12 protein-coding genes are annotated in these 23,615 nt (G+C 68.4%); 8 read left to right on the forward strand and 4 right to left on the reverse strand.

Annotation, left to right across the window (positions count from 1 at the left end; all coding sequences use genetic code 11):
* Positions 1-253: 253 nt before the first annotated feature.
* The 4 genes from AC5IG3_RS17740 to AC5IG3_RS17755 all read left to right on the forward strand — a co-directional run bounded on the left by AC5IG3_RS17740 (position 254) and on the right by AC5IG3_RS17755 (position 17,671).
* On the forward strand, positions 254-508 hold the full coding sequence (locus tag AC5IG3_RS17740; protein ID WP_491907624.1) for a type II toxin-antitoxin system Phd/YefM family antitoxin: 255 nt from the start codon (positions 254-256) through the stop codon (positions 506-508).
* Positions 498-779 (forward strand): type II toxin-antitoxin system RelE family toxin, encoded by a 282-nt coding sequence (locus AC5IG3_RS17745; RefSeq protein ID WP_491907625.1) that lies wholly within the window; start codon positions 498-500, stop codon positions 777-779. The genes AC5IG3_RS17740 and AC5IG3_RS17745 overlap by 11 nt, the downstream gene beginning before the upstream one ends.
* A 546-nt stretch (positions 780-1,325) precedes the next feature.
* Positions 1,326-3,038, forward strand: coding sequence for a ShlB/FhaC/HecB family hemolysin secretion/activation protein (locus AC5IG3_RS17750; protein ID WP_491907626.1), 1,713 nt, complete (start codon positions 1,326-1,328; stop codon positions 3,036-3,038).
* Between the two features lie 56 nt (positions 3,039-3,094).
* A complete protein-coding gene (locus AC5IG3_RS17755) occupies positions 3,095-17,671 on the forward strand; it encodes a YDG domain-containing protein (RefSeq protein WP_491907627.1) in 14,577 nt (4,858 codons plus the stop codon).
* Between the two features lie 24 nt (positions 17,672-17,695).
* Here the strand turns inward: AC5IG3_RS17755 and AC5IG3_RS17760 are convergent, their stop codons facing one another.
* Entirely contained in the window at positions 17,696-17,968 is a 273-nt protein-coding gene (locus AC5IG3_RS17760; protein WP_491907628.1) for a VF530 family protein, read from the reverse strand.
* Positions 17,969-18,095: 127 nt separating this feature from the next.
* On the opposite strand from AC5IG3_RS17760, the gene AC5IG3_RS17765 reads away from it, so the two are divergent.
* From AC5IG3_RS17765 to AC5IG3_RS17775, 3 genes are read left to right on the forward strand one after another with little or no spacing between them, the layout of a single operon-like run.
* Positions 18,096-19,784, forward strand: coding sequence for a sensor histidine kinase (locus AC5IG3_RS17765; protein WP_491907629.1), 1,689 nt, complete (start codon positions 18,096-18,098; stop codon positions 19,782-19,784).
* Positions 19,785-19,811: 27 nt separating this feature from the next.
* On the forward strand, positions 19,812-20,198 hold the full coding sequence (locus AC5IG3_RS17770; RefSeq protein ID WP_491907630.1) for a response regulator transcription factor: 387 nt from the start codon (positions 19,812-19,814) through the stop codon (positions 20,196-20,198).
* A complete protein-coding gene (locus tag AC5IG3_RS17775) occupies positions 20,195-21,409 on the forward strand; it encodes a methyl-accepting chemotaxis protein (RefSeq protein ID WP_491907631.1) in 1,215 nt (404 codons plus the stop codon). The genes AC5IG3_RS17770 and AC5IG3_RS17775 overlap by 4 nt, the downstream gene beginning before the upstream one ends.
* Before the next feature lie 25 nt (positions 21,410-21,434).
* Here AC5IG3_RS17775 and AC5IG3_RS17780 read toward each other — a convergent pair whose 3' ends face one another.
* A complete protein-coding gene (locus tag AC5IG3_RS17780) occupies positions 21,435-21,716 on the reverse strand; it encodes a DUF427 domain-containing protein (protein ID WP_491907632.1) in 282 nt (93 codons plus the stop codon).
* Between the two features lie 36 nt (positions 21,717-21,752).
* On the reverse strand, positions 21,753-22,181 hold the full coding sequence (locus AC5IG3_RS17785; RefSeq protein WP_491907633.1) for a DUF1499 domain-containing protein: 429 nt from the start codon (positions 22,179-22,181) through the stop codon (positions 21,753-21,755).
* Positions 22,182-22,773: 592 nt separating this feature from the next.
* Between AC5IG3_RS17785 and AC5IG3_RS17790 the strand changes: the two genes are divergently transcribed.
* Positions 22,774-22,986, forward strand: coding sequence for a cold-shock protein (locus AC5IG3_RS17790; RefSeq protein ID WP_491907634.1), 213 nt, complete (start codon positions 22,774-22,776; stop codon positions 22,984-22,986).
* A 113-nt stretch (positions 22,987-23,099) separates the two neighbouring features.
* Here AC5IG3_RS17790 and AC5IG3_RS17795 read toward each other — a convergent pair whose 3' ends face one another.
* Complete coding sequence (locus AC5IG3_RS17795; protein ID WP_491907635.1) at positions 23,100-23,588, reverse strand: hypothetical protein; 489 nt, start codon at positions 23,586-23,588, stop codon at positions 23,100-23,102.
* Positions 23,589-23,615 lie beyond the last annotated feature (27 nt).

Consider the following 23,615-nt stretch of genomic DNA (forward strand, 5'->3'; position numbering starts at 1 on the left):
GCGATTACGCTGGTAAAAAATCTATTAGATCAGATGGTCTTTGCGCGAAAACGATTAATTTGATGCTCGCAAGGGCGCCACCTCGGCACCTTGCCGTCCGATCTGGTGGAGCCGATGCTGGACGTTGTCACCGACTTGCTGCGCGAGCTAGGTCTGATGCTGTAGACCGCACGGGTGGTCAGGATTCAGTCGACAACACCACCACCTCAAACCGACCTAAACTGAGACCTGTTCAAGGCCCTCTGGATAGATCATGACCCACACCATCTTGGCATCGACCACAGCCAGCATTTCGGAACTCAAGCGTAACCCGATGGCCACCGTTGCGGCTGGCGAAGGGCTGCCCGTTGCGATCCTCAACCGAAATGAGCCGACCTTCTACTGCGTGCCGGCCTTGGCCTACGAGGCCCTGCTGGAGCGGCTGGAAAACCTGGAGCTCAACGCGCTGGCCGACGCCCGCTTGGCAGCGGGTGGAACCCCGGTGAAGGTGTCGCTCGATGACCTATGAGCTGGCGTTCCTGCCGGCTGCACTGGACGAGTGGAAGAAGCTGGACGGGTCGGTGAAGGCCGTCTTCAAGAAGAAGCTGGCAGAACGACTGGAGCCGCCGCATGTGCCTGCGGCCAAGCTGCACAACCAGAAGGCCCGCTACAAGATCAAGCTGCGCGACGCAGGCTACCGACTGGTCTACGAAGTCCAGGACGAGATCGTGACCGTGCTGGTGGTGGCCGTAGGTAAGCGTGAGCGCGATGCCGTGTACAAGGCGGCGGCAAAGCGGTGATGGCCTCGGCTGGCGGGGGAGCGGCTGCCGGTCCTGCTCCGGTCTTGTCTGCCCCATCTGGTCATGATCTGGTCACGCGCCTGGACGGGACGCATGACGCCTCATGTGCAGCAAGTACTTGTTTTTGCTCGCGCTTCTTCCCGAACAGCACGCCGACATAGCTCCGGCCACACGTACTGTTAATCCGTAGGTCCCTGGTTCGAGCCCAGGTCGAGGAGCCAAAACACCAACGGAATCAAGCACTTAGGTCACAAGACTTAAGTGCTTTTTTCTTTTCCGCTTCGCTTCTGGTGCATCTCTGGTGCGCAGGTTTGCGGGTCCCTGCCATTCTGGGTTCGCGCGTTACCCCATGCTTCGCTCGCGAGGACGCGGTCGACCGGCGTGAAGCGATCTGCACGAATGCCCACGCGGTGCGCAAAGCTGGAACTGACCCGGATAAGCCCGCTTTTCGAGGGCTTGGCCCACTGATCCGATCTGTAACCTGACGGCTGTTATTGCGAATGATTTTTCGCAATTTTTTACTTCCGCAGTGATACAGCTCGCCTCATGAACAAGACCGCATCCACCGATCTTCCCTTCGCACAGGGCTTGGCCATCGCCGCCGCACTGATGAGTGCGGGCGTTGTCAGCGCACAGACCGCACCCGACGCCGGTTCGCTGCTGCGGCAGATTGAGCAGCAGCGCCGTTTGGCCCCGCGGCCCGAGGCACCGCCGGCGCCTTCGCTGGCCACGCCACAGCCGATGCAGTCGCTCGATCGCGCGACGGTCACCGTGAGCACGTTTCGCTTTGCAGGCAACACGCGGCTGAGCGAGCAGGCGCTGGCCGCTTCGGTGGCAGGTCTGCTGAATCGACCACTCGGCTTTCCGGAACTGCAGGGTGCAGCCAGCGCCGTGGCCACCGCCTACCGTGAAGCCGGCTGGGTGGTGCGCGCCTTTCTGCCGCAGCAGGACATCACCAGCGGCCAGGTGACGATCCAGATCGTCGAGGCGGCGTTCGGTGCCGTGCGCGTGGAGGGCGAACCGACCCGTGTCTCGGCAACACGCCTGAAGGGCATGGTCGAGAGCGCGCAAGCGCCCGGCACCCTCGTCAACGGCGACTCGCTCGACCGCGCCCTGCTGCTGGTTGATGACCTGCCCGGCATCAGCGCCACCGGCAGGTTGGTCGAAGGCCGCAAGCAGGCTGAGACCGATCTTGTGCTGAGCGTGTCCGATGACCGGCTGGCAAGTGCCGATGTCGCCATCGACAACACCGGCTCGCGCTCCACCGGCAGCACGCGGGCCTCGGCCAACCTGAGCCTCAACAGCGCGCTGGGACTGGGTGACCAGGGCGGTGCCCTGCTGCTGCGCACGCAGGGCAGCACCTATGGCCGCGCCGCGTACTCGCTGCCGCTGGGCAGCAACGGCTGGCGGCTGGGACTGAACGCTTCGCACATGACTTACAGGGTGGTCACGCCCGAGTTCGCACCGCTGGATGTACGTGGAACCTCCAGCACCGCCGGCCTGGAAGCCAGCTATCCCCTGCTGCGCTCGCGGCAGAAGAACATCAACCTGGCCGCCAACCTGGACGACAAGCGCTTCGACAACCGGTCCGCCGGTGCAACCACGACGCGCTACAAGGTCACGCTGGCCAGTCTGGGCCTGAATGGCAACCTCTACGACAACCTGGGCGGCGGCGGTGCCAACAACGCCAGCATCGCGCTGGTGCAGGGTCGGGTGAACCTGGCCGGCTCGCCCAACCAGGCCGCCGACGCGGCCAGCACCCGCACCGCCGGCCGCTTCAACAAGCTGCGCTACAGCGCGGCACGTCAGCAATCGGTCACGCCCCGGATCGCGCTGTTCGCCTCGCTGTCGGGCCAGATGGCGGGGAAGAATCTCGACTCGTCGGAGAAGTTCTACCTGGGCGGCGCAGGCGGCGTGCGGGCCTACCCCTCCAGCGAAGGCAGCGGCTCCGAAGGCCAGCTGCTGAACCTGGAGGTGCGAACCCGCCTGCCGGCCAATTTCGATCTCACAGGCTTCTACGACTGGGGCTCGGTGCGGGTCAACAAAAACAACAACATCGCCGGGGCCGCAACGCTCAACCGTTATGCGCTGCATGGTGTGGGCGTGTCGCTGGGCTGGTCGGGCAACAACGGGCTGTCGATCAAGGCCGTGCTGGCACGCCGTCTGGGCAACAACCCGAACGCCACCGCCAACGGCAACGACCAGGACGGCACGCTGCAGAAGCAGCGCTTCTGGCTGCAAGCCAGCATGGCGTTCTGATCCGTTCCAGGCCACACCCGCATCCGATACCAACAACGATTCCCCGAAAGCACGCCATGAGTGGACACGCCAGCATGAACCGCATCTATCGACTGGTCTGGAGCGAGGTGTTGCGCGCCTGGATCGCGGTGGCAGAAAACGCCAGCAGCCGCGGCAAGCGCAGTGTGCGCGCCATCGCCCTGCTGGCCCCCATGATGATGCCGATGCTGACGCATGCCGCCGCGCCGGGGGCGCCACCTGTCGGGCAGTTGCCCACGGGCGGCGTGGTGAGCGCGGGCGTGGCCAACATCCGCGCCGGATCGGTGCCGGGCAATGCGGTCCTCAACATCGACCAGACCAGCGCGCGTGCGGCGATCAACTGGGACACTTTCAACGTCGGCAGCGCCGCACAGGTCAACTTCAATCAGCCCAGCGCCACGGCGGCCACGCTCAACCGCGTGCTCGACAGCAATCCGAGCCAGATCTTCGGCAAGATCAACGCCAACGGCCAGGTGTTCCTGAGCAACCCGAACGGGGTGGTGTTCGGCCAGAGCGCCTCGGTCGACGTGGGCGGCCTCGTCGCCACCACACACGGCATCAGCGACACCGCCTTCATGGCCGGCCAGACCACGCTCACGCGTGACGGTGCGACCGGCAGCGTCATCAACGCAGGCCAGCTGAGCACGGCGCTCGGCGGCTACATCGCGCTGCTGGCGCCCGAGGTCCGCAACGAAGGCATCGTCATCGCCCGCCTGGGTCGGGTGGTGATGGCCGCCGGCGACGCCTTCACGATCAACTACGACGGCCAGCAATCGCTGGCGGGCGTCACGGTTCAGCCCAGCACGTTGCGCGCGCTGGTCGAGAACAAGGGTGCGGTGCTCGCCCCCGGCGGCCTGATCGTGCTGTCGGCCAAGGCGCTCGACCGCCTGCAGGGCGGCGTGGTGCGGAACTCCGGCCAGATCGAGGCCACCGGCCTGTCGATGAAGGGCGGGCGCATCGTGCTGGAAGCCAGCACCGAAGTGACGCTGCAGGATGGCGTGGTCGACGCCTCCAACGCCGCAGGCCACGGCGGCAGCGTCACGCTGAGCGCCGAGCGCGTCGGCCTGTTCGGCGCCAGCGTGGTCGAGGCCTCGGGCAGCGCCGGCGGCGGCGATGTCGCCATCGGCGGTGGCTTCCAGGGCCAGGATGCCGCCATCACCAACGCGCAGCAGGTGGCGGTGGGCCGCCAGGCCCGCATCGACGCCAGCGCCACGCAGGCCGGCGACGGCGGCCAGGTGGTGGTCTGGTCGGAGGGGCAGACCGCGTTCGCAGGCCGCATCACGGCACGCGGTGGCGTGACGGCAGGTTCGGGCGGCCAGGTCGAGGTCTCGGGCAAGCAGCACCTCGACTTCACCGGCACGGTCAACGCCGGCGCCGATCACGGTGCCGCCGGCACCCTGCTGCTCGATCCGCGCAACATCACGGTCGATGCAGCAGGCGCCGCTGCCGTCACCGACATCGACACCTTTGCCGATGCACCGTCAGCCGACAGCGTGATCTCGCCCAACACCCTCACCGCGATCACCAACACCGGCACCGCCGTCACGCTGCAGGCCAACAACGACATCACGGTCAACAGCTCGATCGTCAGCGCCAACCCCGCCGGCAGCGGCGGCGCGCTGACCTTCAGCGCCGGCCGCAGCATCACGCTCAACGCCAGCATCACGACCGACAACGCCCACGTCAGCTTTACCGCCAATGACAGCGCGGCAGACGCCAACCGCACGGCGGCCACGCCCGCCGTCTTCACCAACAACAGCCTGATCGACGCCGGCACCGGCACGGTGTCGATCACGATGGGCACCAAGGACGCGTCGGGCGCCATCAGCGCCGGCCAGGTCGTGGCAGCCAACCTCGACATCACGCACAACGGCCCGACTGCCGGCGCCGTGACCGGCCAGATCGACCTGGGCGAGCTCAGCCTCACCGGCAACATGACGATCAACGCCGATGCGGCGCGCAACGTCACCAACGCGCTCGGCAGCGTGGTCGTGCGTGGCACCACCACCGTGAACGTGGGCACGGGCGACGTGACCCTCAACCGCGCCACCACCGACTTCAACACCATCGGCCTGACCGCCGGCAACGTGACGCTGAACGACACCAACGCGATGCGTTTCGGTGCCACCCACCTGTCGGGCAACCTGATCCAGGTCACGCGGGGCCCGATCGCGCAGACCGGCGACATGGCCGTGGCCGGCACCACCAGCCTGACGGTCAACAACGGCGGCTACGGCTATGCGGACCCCTACATCAACCTCGGCAACAGCGGCAACGACTTCGGCGGCGCCGTCACGCTGAACGTGGCCTCCACCGGCGAGACCGGCACCGGCGGCTACGTGACGATCCGCGACGCCGGGGCGATCGACATCGCCAGCGCCAACGTGAACCGGTCCATGGCGGTCACCGCCAGCGGCGGCGTGAGTCTGGGCAGCACCACGGTCGGCACCGATCTGACGGTCTCGGCCAACGGCGCCATCACCGCCAGCGGCGCCGTCACGGTCACCGGCAACACGGTACTGACGGCCGGAACAGCCAACGACATCACGCTCGGCTCGACCAGCAACAATTTCGCCCGGGTGCAGATCAACTCGGGCAACAACGTCACGCTGGTCGACAGCAACGCCATCGAATTCGGCTACGGCGCCAGCAACATGGCCGGCAACCTGGACGTGACCGCCGGTGGCACGATCAGCCAGTACAACTACATCAGCAACAGCGCGCCGATCACGGTGGGCGGCAACGCGACCTTCACCGTCACGGCCCCCGGCAGCGACCTGCTGCTCGGCCCGAGCCTGGGTCACTACATCGGCGGCTGGACCGGCGCAACCAACTCGATTGCCGGCACGGTCACGACGGCAACCACCGGCATTGGCGCTTTCCGCGACATCCAGTTGCGCAACACCAACGCCGCTGCCGGGCTGATCTCCGGCCTGGGCAGCGGCCTGCGCGACGTGCTGTTCTATTACGACAACGCCCCCTCGATCAGCCTGCCCGCCATGACGCTGACCGGCAGCCTGGTGGTCGACATCCAGAACGGCGGCATCACGCAGACCGGCGCGCTGGTGGTGGACAGTGTCAGCGCAGGCAACAGCACCTTCCGCGCGGCGGCAGGCGCGGACATCGTGCTCGCCAATTCGGGCAACGACTTCAACCACGTCACGGTGCGCAATGCACGCGATGCCAGCTTCGTCGATGCCGATGCGATTGACCTGTACGTCAGCAACGGTGGCTTCACGGTGCAGCGCAACCTCGGCGTCACCGCCGGGGGCGCGATCACCGACACCTCGACCAGCAATTCCAATTACTACATCAACGCCAGCAACGGCGTCGCCACGTTCAACGCCGGCAGCGCCAACGACCTGACGCTCGACAACGACTACAACCAGTGGAAGACGGTCGCGGTTCCCGCTGCCCACAACGTGGTGCTGAACCCGAACGGCAGCGTGGAGCTGGGCCACGTCAACGCCAGCGGCACGCTGTCGCTGGACTCGCGCACCGGTGGCACGCTGACGCAGAGCGCCTCGACGGCCGTGGTCGCCAGCGGCAACACGACCTTCAGGGACTTCAGCGCCACCGGTGGCGTCACGCTGAACGAGGCCGACAACAGCCTCGGCGACCTGACGGTGCAGAACGCGCCCTCGGTGACGATCCGCGAAAACGACGCCATCACCCAGGCCGCGGCCTGGAGCGGCACCCTCGTCACGCCGCTGCCGGTGGTGACGCTGACGACCTCGGACGACCAGGCCATCACGCTCGACCAGGCCAACAGCTTCGGCAACCTGACGCTGACGCAACTCAACCGCAGCGCGGCCAGCGCCGGTGCAGTCCACGTGCGCGAGACCGCCGACAGCATCAACGGCCTGACGCAGGGCGGTGCCTGGACGCTGCACGGCACCACCAAGCTCGATTCGGGCGCCACGTCGACCACCCTGAACAATCCGAACAACGTGCTCGGGCCGCTGCAGGTGCTGGGCGGCACCGGCAGCACCAACGGCGTGACCAGCAGCATCACGATCTACGCCAGGGACACCGCCACGACCGACGCCATCAGCGACGCCGGCAGCGCCGGCGCCTGGGCCACCGGCACCACCAAGCTGGTCGCCTACGACAGCACCGGAGCGACGGCTGGCGGCGGCAACATCAACCTGGGCAACGCCGGCAACGTGCTGGGCGACATCTACCTGCGGGCGACCAACGCCACCATCACCGAGAACGACAGCATCACCGACGGCGTGATCACGTCCTGGAACGGCGCGGGCGATACCGGCTGGTACACCTCCGGCGCCACGCACCTGACCGTTGCCAATGCTGCGGGCAAGTCGATCACGCTCGACAACCAGGGCAACCACCTCGGCGCGATTGCGCTGGACACCACCGGCACGGCAGGCACGCTGACCGCGGTGCTGATCACCGACACCACCGACCTGACGCAATCAGCCGTCTGGAACGTCGGTGCCGCGCCGGTCACGCTCGACGGTGGCAACAACGCGATCGACCTGTCGCGCAGCGGCAACGTGCTGGGCGACATCAGCATCATCACCAGTCACGGCACGCCCACCTCGGTGGCCATCACCGAGAACGACGACATCACCCAGGCCAGCGCCTGGGTGCTCAACAGCGTGCCGGTCACGCTGTTGGCCGAGAACGCGAAGGCCGTCACGCTGACCCGCGCGACCAACATCCTGGGCCAGCTGAGCGTGACAGGCGGCACGGTCAGCATCACCGAAAGCGACAACATCACCCAAGGCACGGGCGTGTCCGACGCATGGACCACCAGCGGCGTCACCACGCTCAATGCCGGCAGCAACGCCATCACGCTGAACAACAGCGGCAACGTGCTCGGTGCACTGGCCATCGCCAGCACGCCCAGCGCAGCCAGCATCACCGAGAACGACGACATCACCCAGGCGGCAGCCTGGACACAGGGCACCACGCCGTTCACGCTCAACGCCGGCAGCCGTGACGTGCTGCTGACCCAGGCCGGCAACCAGCTCGGCGACCTGACACTCACCGCGCAGAACGTCAGCGTGACCGAGAACCACGCCGCCGGCATCACCGACGGCGGCGCCTGGACCGTGCCGGGCACCACCACCCTGACCGCCGGCAGCGCCAACCCGATCGTGCTGAACGCCAGCCCGGCAAGCGACTTCGGCCGCGTCAGCGTGGTGTCGGCTTCCAGCGCCGAGATCGCCGATGTCAACGGCATCGTGCTGGCAGCGTCGACCGTCGCTCCCGGCGGCACCTTCACCGTGAGCGCCGGGGGCGCCATCACGCAGACCGGCGCGATCACCGCGTCGTCGCTGCGCCTGATCGGCACCGGCTACGCCACGCTCGACGACGCCGCCAACGACATCGACAACCTGGCCGCCGGCTTCTCGGGCGGCGACCTGGTGTTCAACAACGCCGGCAGCTTTGCGGTGGGGGTGATCGGCGGCACGTCGGGCATCACCATCGGTGCCAACGACGTCAGCCTGACGTCGCTGGCGGGCACGGTCACAGGCCTGTCCACCGTCAACGCCAGCAGCAGCTCGCTGGCCGTCACGGCCGGCGCGGCACTGAGCCTGCCGCAGATGAGCATCGCCGGCCCGCAGACCTACACCGCCGGCGGCAGCGGCATCACGCTGGGCGCCAGCGTGACCGGCACGGCAGCCGGTGCGATCACCTTCAACGGCCCGGTCACGCTGGGCGCCGATCTGAGCGTGCAATCGACCCACTCGGCGATCGACTTCAACGGCACCCTCGCCGGTGCCGGCCACCAGCTCACCGTCAATGCCGGCACGGGCACGGTCGGCTTCGATGCCGCCGTCAGCAACCTCGGCAGCACGGGCGACGCGGGGGCGGCACTGCAACTCACATCCAGCGGCGCGCGCTTTGACAGCACGCTGGGCGCCAACAACGGCCTGGCCGTGACCGGCCCGGTCACCTTCGCCGACACCGTCACGCTGGCCGACGGCAACGCCGCCTCGGTCTTCACCGGCCAGGTCACGCTCGGCAAGGCCGGCGGCATGAACCTGTCGGGCTACGACGGCATGACGTTCAACAACGGCGTGCTGCTGCAGAACGGCCCGGCGGCCATCACCTCCAACAATGCCGCGCTGGCCTTCCAGACCGCCGGCAGCGTGTCGGGGCCGTACGCCCTGGCGTTGGACTCGGGCACGCAGTCGCTGACCGGCCTCGACCGCCTGGGAGGCGACCTGACGAGCCTGAGCGTCACGGCGCTGAACCCCACCATCCCGGTCGGCGGCGTCACCATCGCCGGCGCGCAGACCTACACCGCCACCAACGGCAGCAGCATCACGCTGGCCGGCAACGTCACCAGCACGGCAGCGGGCGCGATCACCTTCAACAGCCCGGTCACGGTGGGCGCGGCGGCCACGGTGTCGAGCACCGACTCGGCCATCCACTTCGCCGACACGCTCGACGGCAACAGGAACCTCACCGTCAGCTCGGGCAGCGGCACCAAGACCTTCACCGGCCCGGTGGGCCACGTGTCCGCGCTGGGCAGCGGCACGGGCGCGGCGCTCACGCTGCAAGGCAGCGGCACGGCCACGTTCGACGACACGCTGGAAGCCCGCTCGGGCCTCAGCGCGGCCGGTCCGGTGGTGTTCACGCAGGACGTCACGCTCGCCAATGGCGACACCGGCTCGACCTTCGCCGGCGCCGTCACCAGCGGTGGCGGCAGCGGCAACGCCATCAGCGGCTTCGACGGCATCGCCTTCAACGGCGGCCTGACGCTCAGCGGCGGCGACGTCAGCGTGGCCTCCAACGGCAGCACGCTGGGCTTCGGCGGCGCGGTGGCCGGCCCGCACGCCCTCACGCTCAACGCGCTGGCGGGCGGCGCGGGCACGGTCACCGGTCTCGACCAGATCGGCTTTGCGTCCGACCTCACGGGCCTGACCGTGACGGCGCAGACGCTGAGCCTGCCGGGCACCGGCCTGGCCGTGGCCGGACCGATGAGCTTCAGCGCCGCCGGCGGCCTCACGCTCAACGGCGCGGTCGGCCAGTCCAGCGGCCCGGCCACCGGCCAGGTCGACTTCAACGGCCCCATGACGCTGGCCACCGGCCCGGTCACCGTCACCACCCACGACGCGCCGGTCAACTTCAACGGCACGGTCAACGGCGCACAGGCGCTGGCCGTCAACGCCGGCAGCGGCACCACCACCTTCAGCGCCGCCGTGGGCGCGACCACCGCGCTGGCGAGCCTCGCCACCGACGCGGGCGGCACCACCGCGCTCAACGGCGCAACCGTCCGCACCAGCGGTGCGCAGGCTTTCAACGACGCCGTGACGCTCGGCGCCGGCACCACGCTGACCGGCAGCGACGTCACCTTTGCCGGCAGCCTGGACGGCGCGCAGGCGCTGACGGTCAACGCCTCGGGCACGACGACCTTCGGCGGCGTGGTCGGCGGCAACACCGCACTGGCCAGCCTCACCACCAACGCGGGCGGCAGCACGGCCCTCAACGCCGGTGCCGTCACCACCAGCGGCGCGCAGACCTACAACGACGCCGTCACGCTCGGCGCCGACACCACGCTGGCCGGCGCCGGCCTGACCTTCAACGGCACGCTCGACGGCGCGCGCAGCCTGACGGCCAACGCCGGCACCAGCGCCGTGCAGTTCAACGGCGCCGTCGGCGACACCACCGCGCTGACGGCGCTGGCCGCCAACGGCCTGACCGTCACCGCAGCGGACGTCACCACCACCAGCACGCAGGCCTACACCGCCATCAGCGGCGTGACGCTGGGCGGCGACCTGAGCAGCACCCACAGCGACATCACCGTCACCGGCCCGGCCACGCTGGGCGCCGATGTGGCGATCTCGACCGGCGCAGGCGCGGGCAACATCACCTTCACCGGTGCCACCAGCACCGTCAACGGTGCACACGCCCTGACGCTGGCCGCAGGCGCCGGCAACGTCGTGCTCGGCGGCGCCGCCGGCGGCATCACGCCGCTGACCGGCATGACGATCTCGGGCAACGACCTGACGCTGCCGGGCATCGCCACGGTGGGCGATGCCAACCAGAGCTACAGCGCACTCAACCACATCACGCTCAACCAGAGCCGCACGCTGAGTGCGCCGGTGGCGTTCACCGCCGACTCGGATGGCAACGGCAGCGGTGCGTTCGTGCTGCTCAACGGCGTGTCGCTGACCGCCGCCAACAACACGCTGGCGATCCAGGCCGCCGACCTCGACCTGCAGGGCAGCAGCACGCTGTCGTCGGGTTCGGGGCTGATGAGCCTCAGCGCCAGCACCAGCCGCAACATCGCGCTGGGCGGCACCGACGCGGCCGGCCAGATGACGATCTCGGGCAGCGAACTCGCCCGCATCACCAGCTCGGGCGGCCTCGACCTCAAGACCAGCGGCAGCGGCTGGATTCACGTCAACGGCATCAGCGCCCCGCAGAGCCAGAACATCACCGGCACGCTGGGCCTCAAGGCGCAGGGCACGGGCGACATCGGCTTCGTCACCGCCGCATCGACCTTCAACGCGGTCACGGCCAACGCGACGGGCGGGCCGATCAACGTGGGCGTCAACCTCAGCAGCACCAACGACGCCATCACCTTCGCCACGCCCGTGGCGGTGGCCGGCGCGTCGGTGATCGACAGCGGCGGCGGCGCGATCCGCTTCAACGGCACGCTGGCCGTCGACAACGACCTGACACTGACCACCGGCAACGGCACGCTGACGCTGGGCGGCGCCGTCGGCAGCAACAAGACGCTGACCATGAACCTGGGCGGCGGCTCGGTCACCGGCCTGGACCAGCTGCAGAGCGCCCTCACCGGCCTGACGGTCAACAGCACCTCGGGCATCACGCTGCCGGCGCTGGACATCAACGGCCCGCAGGTCTACAACACTGGCACCATCACCGCCACCGGCGACCTCAGCGGCGTCGGCATCGCCTTCAACGCGCTGGTCGACATGGCACCCACCAGCGGCCACGCGCTGGCCCTGAACGCCGGTGCCGGCACGCTGGCCTTCAACAACCTGGCCAGCCTGAACGCCAACGACCTGACGCTGACGGCCGACGAGATCAACTTCGCGCGCGCCGTGACCGGCTCGGGCCACCTGCTGATGCAGCCGGCCACGGCCAGCCGCAACGTCGCCATCGGCGGCACCAGCCCCATCACCGGCCTGAACCTGACCGCCACCGATCTGGCCCAACTGCCGATCGGCACGCTGGCGAGCCTGACCTTGGGCAGCGCCACCGGCACCGGCACGCTCGACGTGGCCGGCACGCTCAACGCACCGGGCAAGCCACTCACGCTCAACGGCGGCGGCGGCATCAGCCAGAGCGGCGGCGCCATCACCTCGGGCGACCTGACGCTGTACGCGGCGGGCCACGGCATCGAGCTGTCCCACCCCGCCAACGCCTTCGGTACGGTGGCGCTCAACGGCACACCCACTGCACTGAACCTGGCCAACACGCTCGACATCACGCAGGCCGGCACGGCGGCGTGGGTGCTCGGCAGCGGCGCGGTGACGCTCGATGCCGGCAGCAGCGACATCACGCTCGACCATGCCGGCAACACCTTCGGCACGCTGACGCTGACCGGCCGCACGGTACAGGTGACGGAGGCGGCGGCCACCGACCTCGGCGCCACCCAGGCCAGCGAGAGCCTGAGCGTCACGTCCAGCGGCACTATCCACATCGGCGCGGCGCTGGCCTCCGCCGGCAACGTGGCACTGACGGCGGCGGGCACGGTCACGCAGGCGGCACCGCTGACCATCGGCGGCAACCTCGACATCACCACCAGCGTGGCTGCGGGCGACGTCACGATCGACAACTCCGGCGCCAGCGCCACGCGCATCGGCAACACCCAGGTCGGCGGCCACTATGTGCTGACCGCCACCGGCGACGCGATCTCGCAGGCCGCCGGCGCCAGCCTGCAGGTGCGCGGTGACCTGACCGCCACCGGCACCAGCATCCTGCTGGGCGGTGCGGGCAACCTGATCGGCGGCATCACCACGCTGCCGGCCACCAGCACCGTGGAAGTGCGCCAGGCCGGCGTCATCACGCTGGGCGACCGCATCGAAGCCGGCAACCTGACGGTGATCAGCGAGCGCACCAACCGCTCGTTCAGCAGCAGCCTGATCGGCGGCGATGCCGTCGTGCTGGCCAACCCGGCCAACAACATCACGGGCCACATTGCCGTCAGCGCCAGCGCGCCGACCCTGGGCGGTGGCGCCGATGTGCAGACCGGTATCCGGCAGTCTGCGGGTACCGCGCTGTCGGTGGCCGGCGTCGCCAGTTTCACGGCCGAGGCGTCGAGTGCCGGCAGCCTGGGCATCGACCTGAGCAACAACGGCAACCAGTTCGGCACGCTGCAGTTGAGCGGCACCACGGTCAACGTGAAGAACGCCGCCACCGGCCTGACGACGATCGACACCGCCCAGGCCCTCACCCGCCTGACGCTGACCACTGCCGGCGCACTGGCGCAGAACGGCCCGATCAGCGCCCCGGCCCTCGACATCACCGCCAACGGCACCGTGATGCTGGCCAACGGGGCCAACGATGTCGACACGCTCGCCGTCACCTCGGGCGGCCACGCCATCACCTATGTCGACGCCAACGGCCTGACCGTGGCAGGCATCAACGCCGGTGGCGCGGCGGTCAACCTGACGGCAGGCGCCAATGGCGGCGCCGGCAACCTGACGCAAAGCGCAGCGCTGCAGGACGTGACCGCGCTGACCGTGGCTGCGGGCGGCGCGATCACGCTGGCCGACGCGACCAACACCATCGACACGCTCGCCGGCGCCAGCGCCGGCACCGGCCTGCAACTGCGGGACGCGAGCGGCGGCCTGGCCGTGTCCGGTGCGGTGCACAGCCATGGGGGCGACCTGCTGCTGCGCACGGTGGGCGACCTGACGCTCGACAGCGGCGCCCGCCTGCAGGCCACGGGCGGCGACCTGGTCGCTTCGACCGAGGGCGCGGGCAACCTCATCAACAACGCGACCGCCGGCGCAGCCGCACTGACCGTGGACGACGACCACCGCTGGCTGGTGTACGGCAATGTGGGCGATCTGGTCGGGGGCGCACACACCGTCAAGGGCGGGCTGACCTCGAACTTCCGCCACTACGGCGCCAGCTTCGCCAGCTACGCGCCAGGCGCGGTGAGCGAGAGCGGCAACGGCTTCATCTACACCGACTCGACCGCCACGCTGACGGTGCGCGCCGCCGTCACCGGCGCCGCCACGCAGGTCTACGGCGACACGCCGACCGGCACGCTCGGCTACATCATCAGCGCCGGCATGCTCGACAGCGAGGACACCACCGGCAACGTCATCAGCGGCGGCACGGCGGCCTTCACGGCCGGGCTGTCGAGCGCGATGGACGTCGGCAGCACCAGCATCAGGTACACCGGCGGCCTGACCTCTGCCTACACGCTGATCGCCGACACGACCGGCGTGACCTACACCGTGACGCCCGCCGTGCTGACCTACACCGCCAACACGGCGGAACGCAGCTACGGCGCAGCGGACCCGGTGCTCGGCGGCAGCGTGAGCGGCTTCAAGCTAGGGCAGGACGCGTCGGTGCTGGGCGGTTCGGCCAGCTGGTCCACCCCGGCTGGCGCGGGCAGCAACGTCGGCAGCTACGCCATCAACGGCGGCGGCTACACGGCGGTCAACTACACCTTCGCGCAGGCGGCAGGCAACGCCAGCGCGCTGACCGTCAACCGCGCCAACCTGACCGTCACCGCCCAGGCCGACAGCAAGACCTACGACGGCCAGGCCTACAGCGGCGGCCACGGCGTGAGCTACAGCGGCTTTGCCAACGGCGAAGGCGACGGCGTGCTCGGCGGCACGCTCGTCTACGGCGGCAGCGCACAGGGCGCACGCCATGCAGGCAGTTACACCATCACGCCCTCGGGCCTGACGGCGGGCAACTACGCCATCAGCTTCGCCAGCGGCGCGTTGACGGTCAACCGCGCCAACCTGACGCTGGCCGCCAGCGACACGACCAAGACCTACGACGGCACGCTGGCCGCCAGCGCCACGGCGGTGGCCACCGCCGGCACGCAGGTCTTCGGCGGCGACAGCCTCAGCGGCGGCAGCTTCGCCTACACCGACGCCAACGCCGGCAGCGGCAACAAGACCGTCACTGCCAGCGACGTGACCGTCAACGACGGCAACGGCGGCAACAACTACAACGTCAGCTACACCGCCAACACGCACAGCACGATCGAACGCGCCAACATCACGGTGGCGGCCGCCAACCTCACCAAGACCTACGACGCCACGCTCGATGCCAGCGGCAGCGCCACCGTGGTGGCCGGTACGCTCTACACCAACGTCAGCAACGGCAACACGACCGACACCCTGAGCGGCGGCAGCTTCGCCTACACCGACGCCAACGCCGGCAGCGGCAACAAGACCGTCACGGCCAGCGGTGTCACGGTCAACGACGGCAACGGCGGTGGCAACTACAACGTCATCCACGCAGCCAACACCACCAGCACGATCGAGCAGGCCGTGCTGACCTACGCCGGCAGCGTGGCCGACAAGGTCTACGACGGCAGCCGCACGGCCACCCAGACGGGCGGCACGCTGAGCGGCTTCGTCAACGGCGAGATCCTGGGCGCCACCACCGGCAGCGCCACCTTCGCGGACGCCAATGCGGGTGCGGGCAAGGCGGTCACGATCCACGGCATTGCGCTGGTCGACGGTCCGGAGGGCAGCCTGGCATCCAACTACCGCGTCGCCCCGACCGCCAGCGCCCAGGCCACGATCAGCCCCAGGCTGCTGACGGTGGAGGCCTCGGTGGCCGACAAGGTCTACGACCGCAGCACCAGCGCCACGCTGGAATCCTTCGGCTTCAGCGGCCTGGTCAACGGCGAGACCCTGAACGGCACGCACAGCGGCAGCACCCGGTTCGAGGACCGCAACGTGGCGGCCGACAAGCCGGTCACGATCACCGGTATCACGCTGCAGGACGGCACGGGCGCCAACGCCGGCCTGGCCAGCAACTACACGGTGCCGGGCAGTGTGACCGCACACGCCAGCATCACGCCGGCCACGCTCAACGTCGCCGGGCTGGTCGCCATCGACAAGGTCTACGACGGCACGCTGGTGGCCCACCTGAATGTGTCGACCGCCGTGCTGTCCGGCGCACTCGGCGCCGACGATGTGCAGGTGTCCTCGGTCACCGGCACTTTCCAGAGCAAGGATGTCGGCATCGACAAGCCGATCCTCAACAGCGGCACTTTCGTGCTGAGCGGCGCGGACGCGGTCAACTACACCCTGGTCCAGCCGGCAGGCCTGACGGCCAGCATCACGCCCCGCAGCCTGGTGGTCGCCGCCACCGGCGTCGACAAGGTCTACGACGCCAGCACGGCCGCCGTCGTGAACCTGAGCGACAACCGCGTTGTCGGCGACGTGCTGACGGTCAGCGCCAGCGCGGCGCTGCTCGACAAGAACGTGGGCGTTGGCAAGTTCGTCGGCGTCACCGACATCGCCATCAGCGGCACCGACGCGGGCAACTACACCGTCAACGACCGTGCCGCGACCTTCGCGACGGTCACCCGGGCACCGCTCAGCGTGGTGACCCGTGCGGCGGACAAGGTCTATGACGGCAACACCAGCGCGGCACTGACCGGCCTGCTGGGTGGCCTGTTCTCGGGCGACGCCGTCACGCTGGCGCAGACCGGTGCCTTCGACAGCAGGAATGCCGGCACGGACAAGACCGTGACGGTGCTCAACAGCCTGGCCGGTGCCGACCTGGGCAACTACACGCTGGCCACCCCGGTGCAGAGCGCCACGGCCAGCATCACGCCCAGGGCGGTGAGCGTCAGCAACGTCGCCGCTGCCGACAAGGTCTATGACGGCACCACGACCGCCGCCATGACCGGCCTGCTGAGCGGCCTGTTCTCGGGCGATGCCGTCACGCTGGCGCAGACCGGCCTGTTCGATACCAAGGACATCGGCTCGAACAAGACCGTGACGGTCACCCACCAGCTCACCGGCACCGATGCAGGCAACTACACGCTGGCCACCCCGGTGCAGAGCACCACGGCCAGCATCCTGGGCAACGGCAACGACTCAGGCACGGGCACGGGGGGCGGCTCCACAAGCGGCAGCGACGGGCTGTCGGTGGCGCCGACCTTGCCGGTGGCCGGGCCTTCGCCGTCGGCACCGCTCGTGCCATCGGCGCCGGCGGCGCTGCTGGACGTGTCGACGCCCGCGGTCGGCAGCAGCGTCAGTGCCGGCAATGTGAATCCGAGTCCGGTCGGGACGCCCGCCGTGGCCATCGGCAGTCCGGCCCGGAGCGAGGTGAGCGTGGCCAAACCGGGCAGCGCGACGTCCATCTCGATGGTGCGTCCGGCGACGACCGAACGGGTGGGCGTGGTGGCCGTGTTCGTGACCCGGTCAGCGATCGACTCGGGGGCCGAGGTCAGCTTCGCGCTGCCCCAGGAAATCGCTGTACCCAACGGGGCGACCGACCTGCAGGTGACCCTGATGGACGACAAGCCGCTGCCCATCTGGATGCGGTTCAAGTCCGACACGAGAAGCCTCGTGCTGACGGCCGTGCCAGCCGGCGCGCTGCCGGTGCGCGTGATGGTGGGGGCCGGTGAGACCCGTTGGGCGGTGCTGATCGGTGAGCGCTCCGGCAGCTGAGGCGGGGTTGCGTTCAGGGCGGCGTCAGGGCCGCTCTGACCCCACCCGCTGCTGCCGCAGCGTGAACAGGTAGAGGCTCTCCACTTTTTCACGCGCCCAGGGCGTCTTGCGCAGAAAGCGCAGGCTGGACGGCAGGCTGGGCTCGACGGTGAAGCAGCGCAGCGGAATGCGCTCGCCCAGCCCTGCCCAGCCGTAGTGCGCCACCAGCGCAGTGACGATGCCCTCCAGCGTGATGCCGTGCAGCGGGTTGCGGGCTTGGTGGGAAGGCTTGAGTGTGGAATCGGGCGGGATCTGCATGGGCGGATTCTGGCGGGCGCTCAAGTTTCGGGCGCAATGGACGAAAAGTTCAAATCAAGCACGCACCTCTTGCCAGTTCCTGTTGCCAGCACCACCCCCCCGCGCCTCACAGAATCCTCCCGGGAACATGAAACACCACGCCGCACTGCCCTTGCACCTGCCGGTGAGCCTCTGGCTGACGGGTTGCGGCCTGGCTGCAGGCGCGGGGATGTGGGTCGCGCGAAGCATTCCCGCAGAGATGCAGCCCGTGGCATGGCTGGTGTTTGTGCTGGGTGCGCTGGTCAGCACGCTGCTGGCGGCCTTGCTGTGGCAGCGATCGGCCAGCCTGCGCCGCGCCGAGACGCTGCTGGCACACACAACGGCCGAGATCGCGCAGCTGGCCTTGGTGGCGCAGGCCACGTCCAACGCCGTGGTCATCACCGACGTGGCGCGCCGCATCACCTGGGTCAATGCCGGCTTCGAGCGCATCAGCGGCTACAGCACGGCAGAGGTCATGGGCTGCAAACCCGGGGAGTTGCTGCAGTTCGAGGGCACGGCGCCCCACGTCATCGCGCACATGCGTAAAGCGCTCGATGCCGGACACGCCTTTGCCGGCGATGTGTGCAACCGCGGCAAGCAAGGCCGCATCTACTGGCTGGAGCTCGACATCCAGCCCATCCACGATGTGCACGGGGTGCTGACCGGCTTCATGGCGATCCAGACCGACATCACCGAGCGCAAGCAGGCCGAAGCCAACCTGCGCGCCAGCGAGGCTTTTCTGGACAAGACCGGCCGCATCGGCGGCGTGGGCGGCTGGGCCTACGACCTGCGCAGCCGCCAGATGCACTGGACGGACCAGACCTGCCGCATCCTGGAGGTCGAGCCGGGCCATCAGCCGACGCTGCAGGAGTGCCCGGATTTCTTCACCCCGCAAGCGCGCACCGTGATCGAGCAGGCCATGGCGCAGGGCTTCGGCGACGACCGCCTGGGCTGGGATTTCAAGCTGCAATTCATCACCGCCCGGGGCCGCGCAATCTGGGTGCATGCGGTGGCCGAGGGCGAGTTCGACGACAGCGGGCCCGTGCGCATCGTGGGCGCCTTGCGGGACATCACCAGCATCGTGCTCGCCACCGAGGCGGTCGAGCGCAGCAGCCGCGCCAAGTCGGAGTTCATCGCCAACATCAGCCACGAGTTGCGCACGCCGCTGCAGTCGGTGATCGGCTTCTCGGAACTGGGCGAGCACTTCGCGCAGCTGCAGGCCCAGCCGCAGTTCGAGCAGATGTTCAACGACATCCAGGCCGGCGGGCAGCGCATGCTGACGCTGGTCAACGGGCTGCTGGACATCTCGACCTCGGACAGCACGGCCAGCGCCCTGACGCTGCACCGGGTCGACCTGGCCGCGCTGGCTGCCGAGGTGGCCCGGCAACTGCAGGCCACCGCCGACGCACGGCAACTCCGGCTGCGGCTGCCCGACCCGTCCCTCGCGTTGCCCGCGCACGCGGACCCGGCGCGCCTGCAGCAGGTGCTGCACCACGTGCTGAACAACGCGCTGCGGTTTGCGCCGCAAGGCAGCCCGATCGACATCACCGGCGAAAGCCTGGACGGCACGGGACACGTGGCGCTGACCGTGCGCGACCACGGCCCGGGCATTCCCCCCGAGGAGCTGGAGGCGATCTTCGAGCCCTTCGTTCAGTCGAGCCGCACCCGCGACGGCTCGGGCGGCACCGGCCTGGGTCTGACCATCTGCCGCAAGATCATGCGGGCGCACGAGGGCAGCATCGAAGCCTTCAACGCCCCCGGCGGCGGCACGCTGATCCGCCTGCGGCTGAAGCCCTGACATGAGTTTTTTTGTAGTGGCATGACCATGAAACGCACCGTTCTGACCATTGAAGACCAGGCCGACATCCGCCGCCTGATCCGCATGACCCTGGAGTTCAAGGGCTTCGAGGTGCTGGAGGCGGGTGACGCCGCACAGGGGCAGAGCCTGGCACGCAGCCAGCGCCCGGACCTGATCCTGCTGGATGTGATGATGCCCGGCGTCGACGGCCTGAGCCTGTCGCGCACGCTGGCCGCCGACGCCGCGCTGAGGCAGATTCCGGTGGTGATGCTGTCGGCCCTGGGCGCGCCCGAGGACATCGACAGCGGCCTGCAGACCGGCGCACGCGCCTACCTGATCAAGCCATTCAGCCCGTGGGAGCTGCTCGCGCTGGTCGACCGATTGATTGCCGAAACAAGAGGGACGCCGCAATGAGTTCAAAAACTGCTCCTCGCGGGCCGCTGGCCCTGGTGTTCAGTGCCGCTGCCGTCATCACCGTGGCCGCCGTGGCCTGGGTGACGCCATGGCTGCGCGCCCAGGCCTTGCCGCCGGCACTGGAGTTGGCGGCTGTCGCCCTGTTGGCGCTCGTCAGCGCGGCCTTGCTCACCGCGCTGCTGATGCGCGTGCGCCCGGCCGCCCGCGGCATGCCGCGCACGCAGGCGGTTCAAGAGGTGCGCGACGTGGCGCCGCACCTGAAACTGATGAGCCGGCATCTGGACGGTGCGCTGCAGGACTCCGAGCAAGCCGCCCTGCAGGTGATCGAGCGCATGCAGTCGGTCCACCAGGTGTCGAGCCAGCAGATCGAGCGCATCCGCATCACCGAGGAACACGGGCACGAACTCACCCGCGTCATCAAGGAAAAGCTGATGGCCGACGCCCAGCTGGGCGCGATCCTGGAAATGTTCGTCGAGACGCAGGAGGCCGAGGTCACGGCCAACCTGGAGCGCATCCGCCGGCTGCAGGGCGTCAAGGCGCTGGCGCCGCTGGTGGACGTGATCGCGTCGGTGGCGCGTCAGACCAACTTCCTGTCGATCAACGCCGCCATCGAGGCCGCGCGGGCAGGCGAGACCGGCCGGGGCTTTGCCGTGGTCGCGGCAGAAATTCGTGAACTCTCCAACCGCACCGCCACGGTGGCGGTCGATATTGCCAGCCAGATCAACGCCGCCACCACCGGCATCGACGAGGAACTGGTCAGCGCGATGGACGCCTCCGGCCGCCAGACCAGCAGCGGCAACATGCGACGGGTGCTGGCCGACATCGCCGAAATGCAGCAGCGCTTTGCCGTGTCGATGTCGCAGTTGCAGCTGGAGACGGTCATTGCCGACATCAAGTCCGGGCATCAGGACATTGCCGGCCGGCTCGCGGAAGCGCTGGGCGAAATGCAGGGCCAGGACGTGATGCGCCAGCGGGTGGAGTCCGTGCAGCAGGCGCTGCGGGGCATGAATCGCCACCTGCAAAGCCTGGCGGACCAGCTGCTCGACCAGCCCTGGGACCCCGACGGCATGAGCACGCTCAAGCAACTGCTGGCCGAGCAGGCCGACAGCTACGTCATGCACAGCCAGCGCGTCGCGCACGAGTCGGTCACCGGCCAGGCGCTGACCCAGGCCGCAGACCGGCAGGAGCAGCCACGCATCGAGCTGTTCTGACGCTGGAAGCGTCAGGTGTCAGGCCTCAGGCCTCGACCCGCACGCCCTTCCAGAACGCGACACGGCCCTTGATCTCCTGTGCGGCTTCCTTGGGGTCGGCGTAGTACCAGACCGCGTCGGGGTTGGCGTCGCCGTTGACGAAGAGCGTGTGGTAGTGCGCCTCGCCCTTCCAGGAGCACATGGTGCGCAGGTTGCTGGACAGCAGGAATTCCTGCTTCAGCGCGCTGGCGGGAAAGTAGTGGTTGCCTTCGACCACGACCGTGTCGTCGCTTTCGGCCACGATCACGCCGTTCCAGATTGCTTTCATGAGGGATCCTGCTGTCGTCGGTGAAAAAGAGCCATGTTATCGAGCCGCCTGCTGCTCGAAACGCGTGGCGAAGTCCCGCATGCGCGAGCGGTTCTTGCCGAAGTCGTACAGGCCGAGCAGCGAGCGCGAGCGAAAGTCGATGCGCTGCGCCTGCGGATCGATCAGAAAGTCGACCTGGTCCTTGAAGCCGATGCGGGTGGTGAAGATCGTCTCCAGCCATAGGCCGTCGCGCCGCACGATGCGGGCCTCGGGCAGCGCCGCCAGCGTGGCTTCCAGCCGCGCCAGCGCCTGCTCGGGCGAGCCGGTGTAGGCCAGCGCGCCCCCATCGAGCGAGTTGACGCAGTTGGTCGGCAGCGCGCAGCTCAGGCGGACGTCGGGGGTGGCCATTGGCGCCTGCGCGGCGCACCCCCCCAGCGACACGGCCAGTGCCAGTGCGCTGACGCGCGGAAGAGATGCGAATTTCATCAAGGCATTGCTCCATGCCCGTCGGGGCGGTAAGCCGCGAGTGTGGCGCAGCGCCGTTCAAGGCGCGGGTGCAGGGGCATGAGGCGGGGGCGGGGGCGGGGGCGGGGGCGGGGGCGGGGGCGGGGGTTGATGCTGCGAAGCCAGCGTGGACAGGAACTTGAGCTGCTCTTGCTGGATCTGGAGCAGTTCCGCCAGCAGGTCGATTTTCTCGTGCAGCAGATGGTTTTCGACGTCAGACAAGAACTCTCCGGTGGGATGCCAGACAGTCTGCTCGTGCAGCCCTGCAAAAGGCTGTGTCCCAGCGCACACAAGCACCGCAGAAACCGCCGCAAAACAAGGCTCAGGCGATGTTCAGCAAATAAAGCTCGGTTGTGCAGCCGACAGCGCGTTAGAATCGAAAGAGCAGTCATACACAAGACCGTTTTTTTCAAAGTCTTGCTTCTCTCCCACTCTGCCGTGGCGCTTGCGCCCTACAGAGTCGGCCTAAGTCAAATTCCCCTTGTTTGGCGTTTCTTGAGTGTTTCTGTTCCTGCTGGCGTGATGTCAGCGGGGTCGCTTTTTTTCATCAACACTCAATTAAGGAACATCATCCATGAGTACCCAAACTGGCACCGTGAAGTGGTTCGACGACGGCAAGGGCTTCGGCTTCATCACGCCTGAAGACGGCAGCAAGGACCTGTTCGCTCACCACAGCGAAATCCGCAACGGTGGCGGCTTCCGCAGCCTGCAGGAAAACCAAAAGGTCGAGTTCGAAGTCAAGCAAGGCCCCAAGGGCCCGCAAGCTTCCAATATCCGCCCGCTGTAAGTCCCTCGGGGGCACAAGCCCCTGTCAGACTTGAAGCAGAAAAAGCCGTCGCGCGAGCGACGGCTTTTTTCATGGGCGCTCGCCGCAGGGCTGCGCCCTGCACGCACTGCACTTCAGCGATGGTTCACGCCATCATCGCTGCCACGCACCTTGCTGCGGCGCAGGTCTTCTGAGGTGGTCGAGTCATCGCTGCTGCGGCTCTGGCGTACTTCGCTGGTCGAAGTCGAGGGCGATGTCGAATCGTCAGCACCACGACCCCGGCGAATGTGGCCAGGCGCATCATCGCTGCCACGACCGTGACGCGTGTCAGAGCCCGAAGTCGAGGAACTGGACGACGTGCTGGATTTCGACGACCCCGAGCTGGATGAACCGCTCGAGGACTTGCCCGAAGACGATCCGCTGGAAGAACTGCCCGACGAACTGCCGCCGTTCTTGGCCAGCAGGATGACGGGATGCGCAATAGCGCTGTCAGCTGCCGCCTGAACAGGCCGCGCGGACCACGCGGCCACATCTGCGGGCAACTGAGCGGCAACAGCGGCATGGCTCATCAGGGACAGACCGGCAAGCGTCAGGGCGGCAGGCAGCAGGCGAAAGGTGTTCATGTGCATCTCCATTAATGGGATAAATTC

Origin of the sequence: Leptothrix sp. (in: b-proteobacteria) (genome assembly GCF_965250675.1) — a bacterium.
Lineage (GTDB): Bacteria > Pseudomonadota > Gammaproteobacteria > Burkholderiales > Burkholderiaceae_C > Sphaerotilus.

Excerpts from the sequence above, each read along its gene's own strand:
- AC5IG3_RS17740 (WP_491907624.1), top strand. The coding sequence starts at position 254 with ATGACCCACACCATCTTGGCATCGACCACAGCCAGCATTTCGGAACTC.
- AC5IG3_RS17745 (WP_491907625.1), top strand. The coding sequence starts at position 498 with ATGACCTATGAGCTGGCGTTCCTGCCGGCTGCACTGGACGAGTGGAAG.
- AC5IG3_RS17750 (WP_491907626.1), top strand. The coding sequence starts at position 1,326 with ATGAACAAGACCGCATCCACCGATCTTCCCTTCGCACAGGGCTTGGCC.
- AC5IG3_RS17755 (WP_491907627.1), top strand. The coding sequence starts at position 3,095 with ATGAGTGGACACGCCAGCATGAACCGCATCTATCGACTGGTCTGGAGC.
- AC5IG3_RS17760 (WP_491907628.1), bottom strand. The coding sequence starts at position 17,968 with ATGCAGATCCCGCCCGATTCCACACTCAAGCCTTCCCACCAAGCCCGC.
- AC5IG3_RS17765 (WP_491907629.1), top strand. The coding sequence starts at position 18,096 with ATGAAACACCACGCCGCACTGCCCTTGCACCTGCCGGTGAGCCTCTGG.
- AC5IG3_RS17770 (WP_491907630.1), top strand. The coding sequence starts at position 19,812 with ATGAAACGCACCGTTCTGACCATTGAAGACCAGGCCGACATCCGCCGC.
- AC5IG3_RS17775 (WP_491907631.1), top strand. The coding sequence starts at position 20,195 with ATGAGTTCAAAAACTGCTCCTCGCGGGCCGCTGGCCCTGGTGTTCAGT.
- AC5IG3_RS17780 (WP_491907632.1), bottom strand. The coding sequence starts at position 21,716 with ATGAAAGCAATCTGGAACGGCGTGATCGTGGCCGAAAGCGACGACACG.
- AC5IG3_RS17785 (WP_491907633.1), bottom strand. The coding sequence starts at position 22,181 with ATGAAATTCGCATCTCTTCCGCGCGTCAGCGCACTGGCACTGGCCGTG.
- AC5IG3_RS17790 (WP_491907634.1), top strand. The coding sequence starts at position 22,774 with ATGAGTACCCAAACTGGCACCGTGAAGTGGTTCGACGACGGCAAGGGC.
- AC5IG3_RS17795 (WP_491907635.1), bottom strand. The coding sequence starts at position 23,588 with ATGAACACCTTTCGCCTGCTGCCTGCCGCCCTGACGCTTGCCGGTCTG.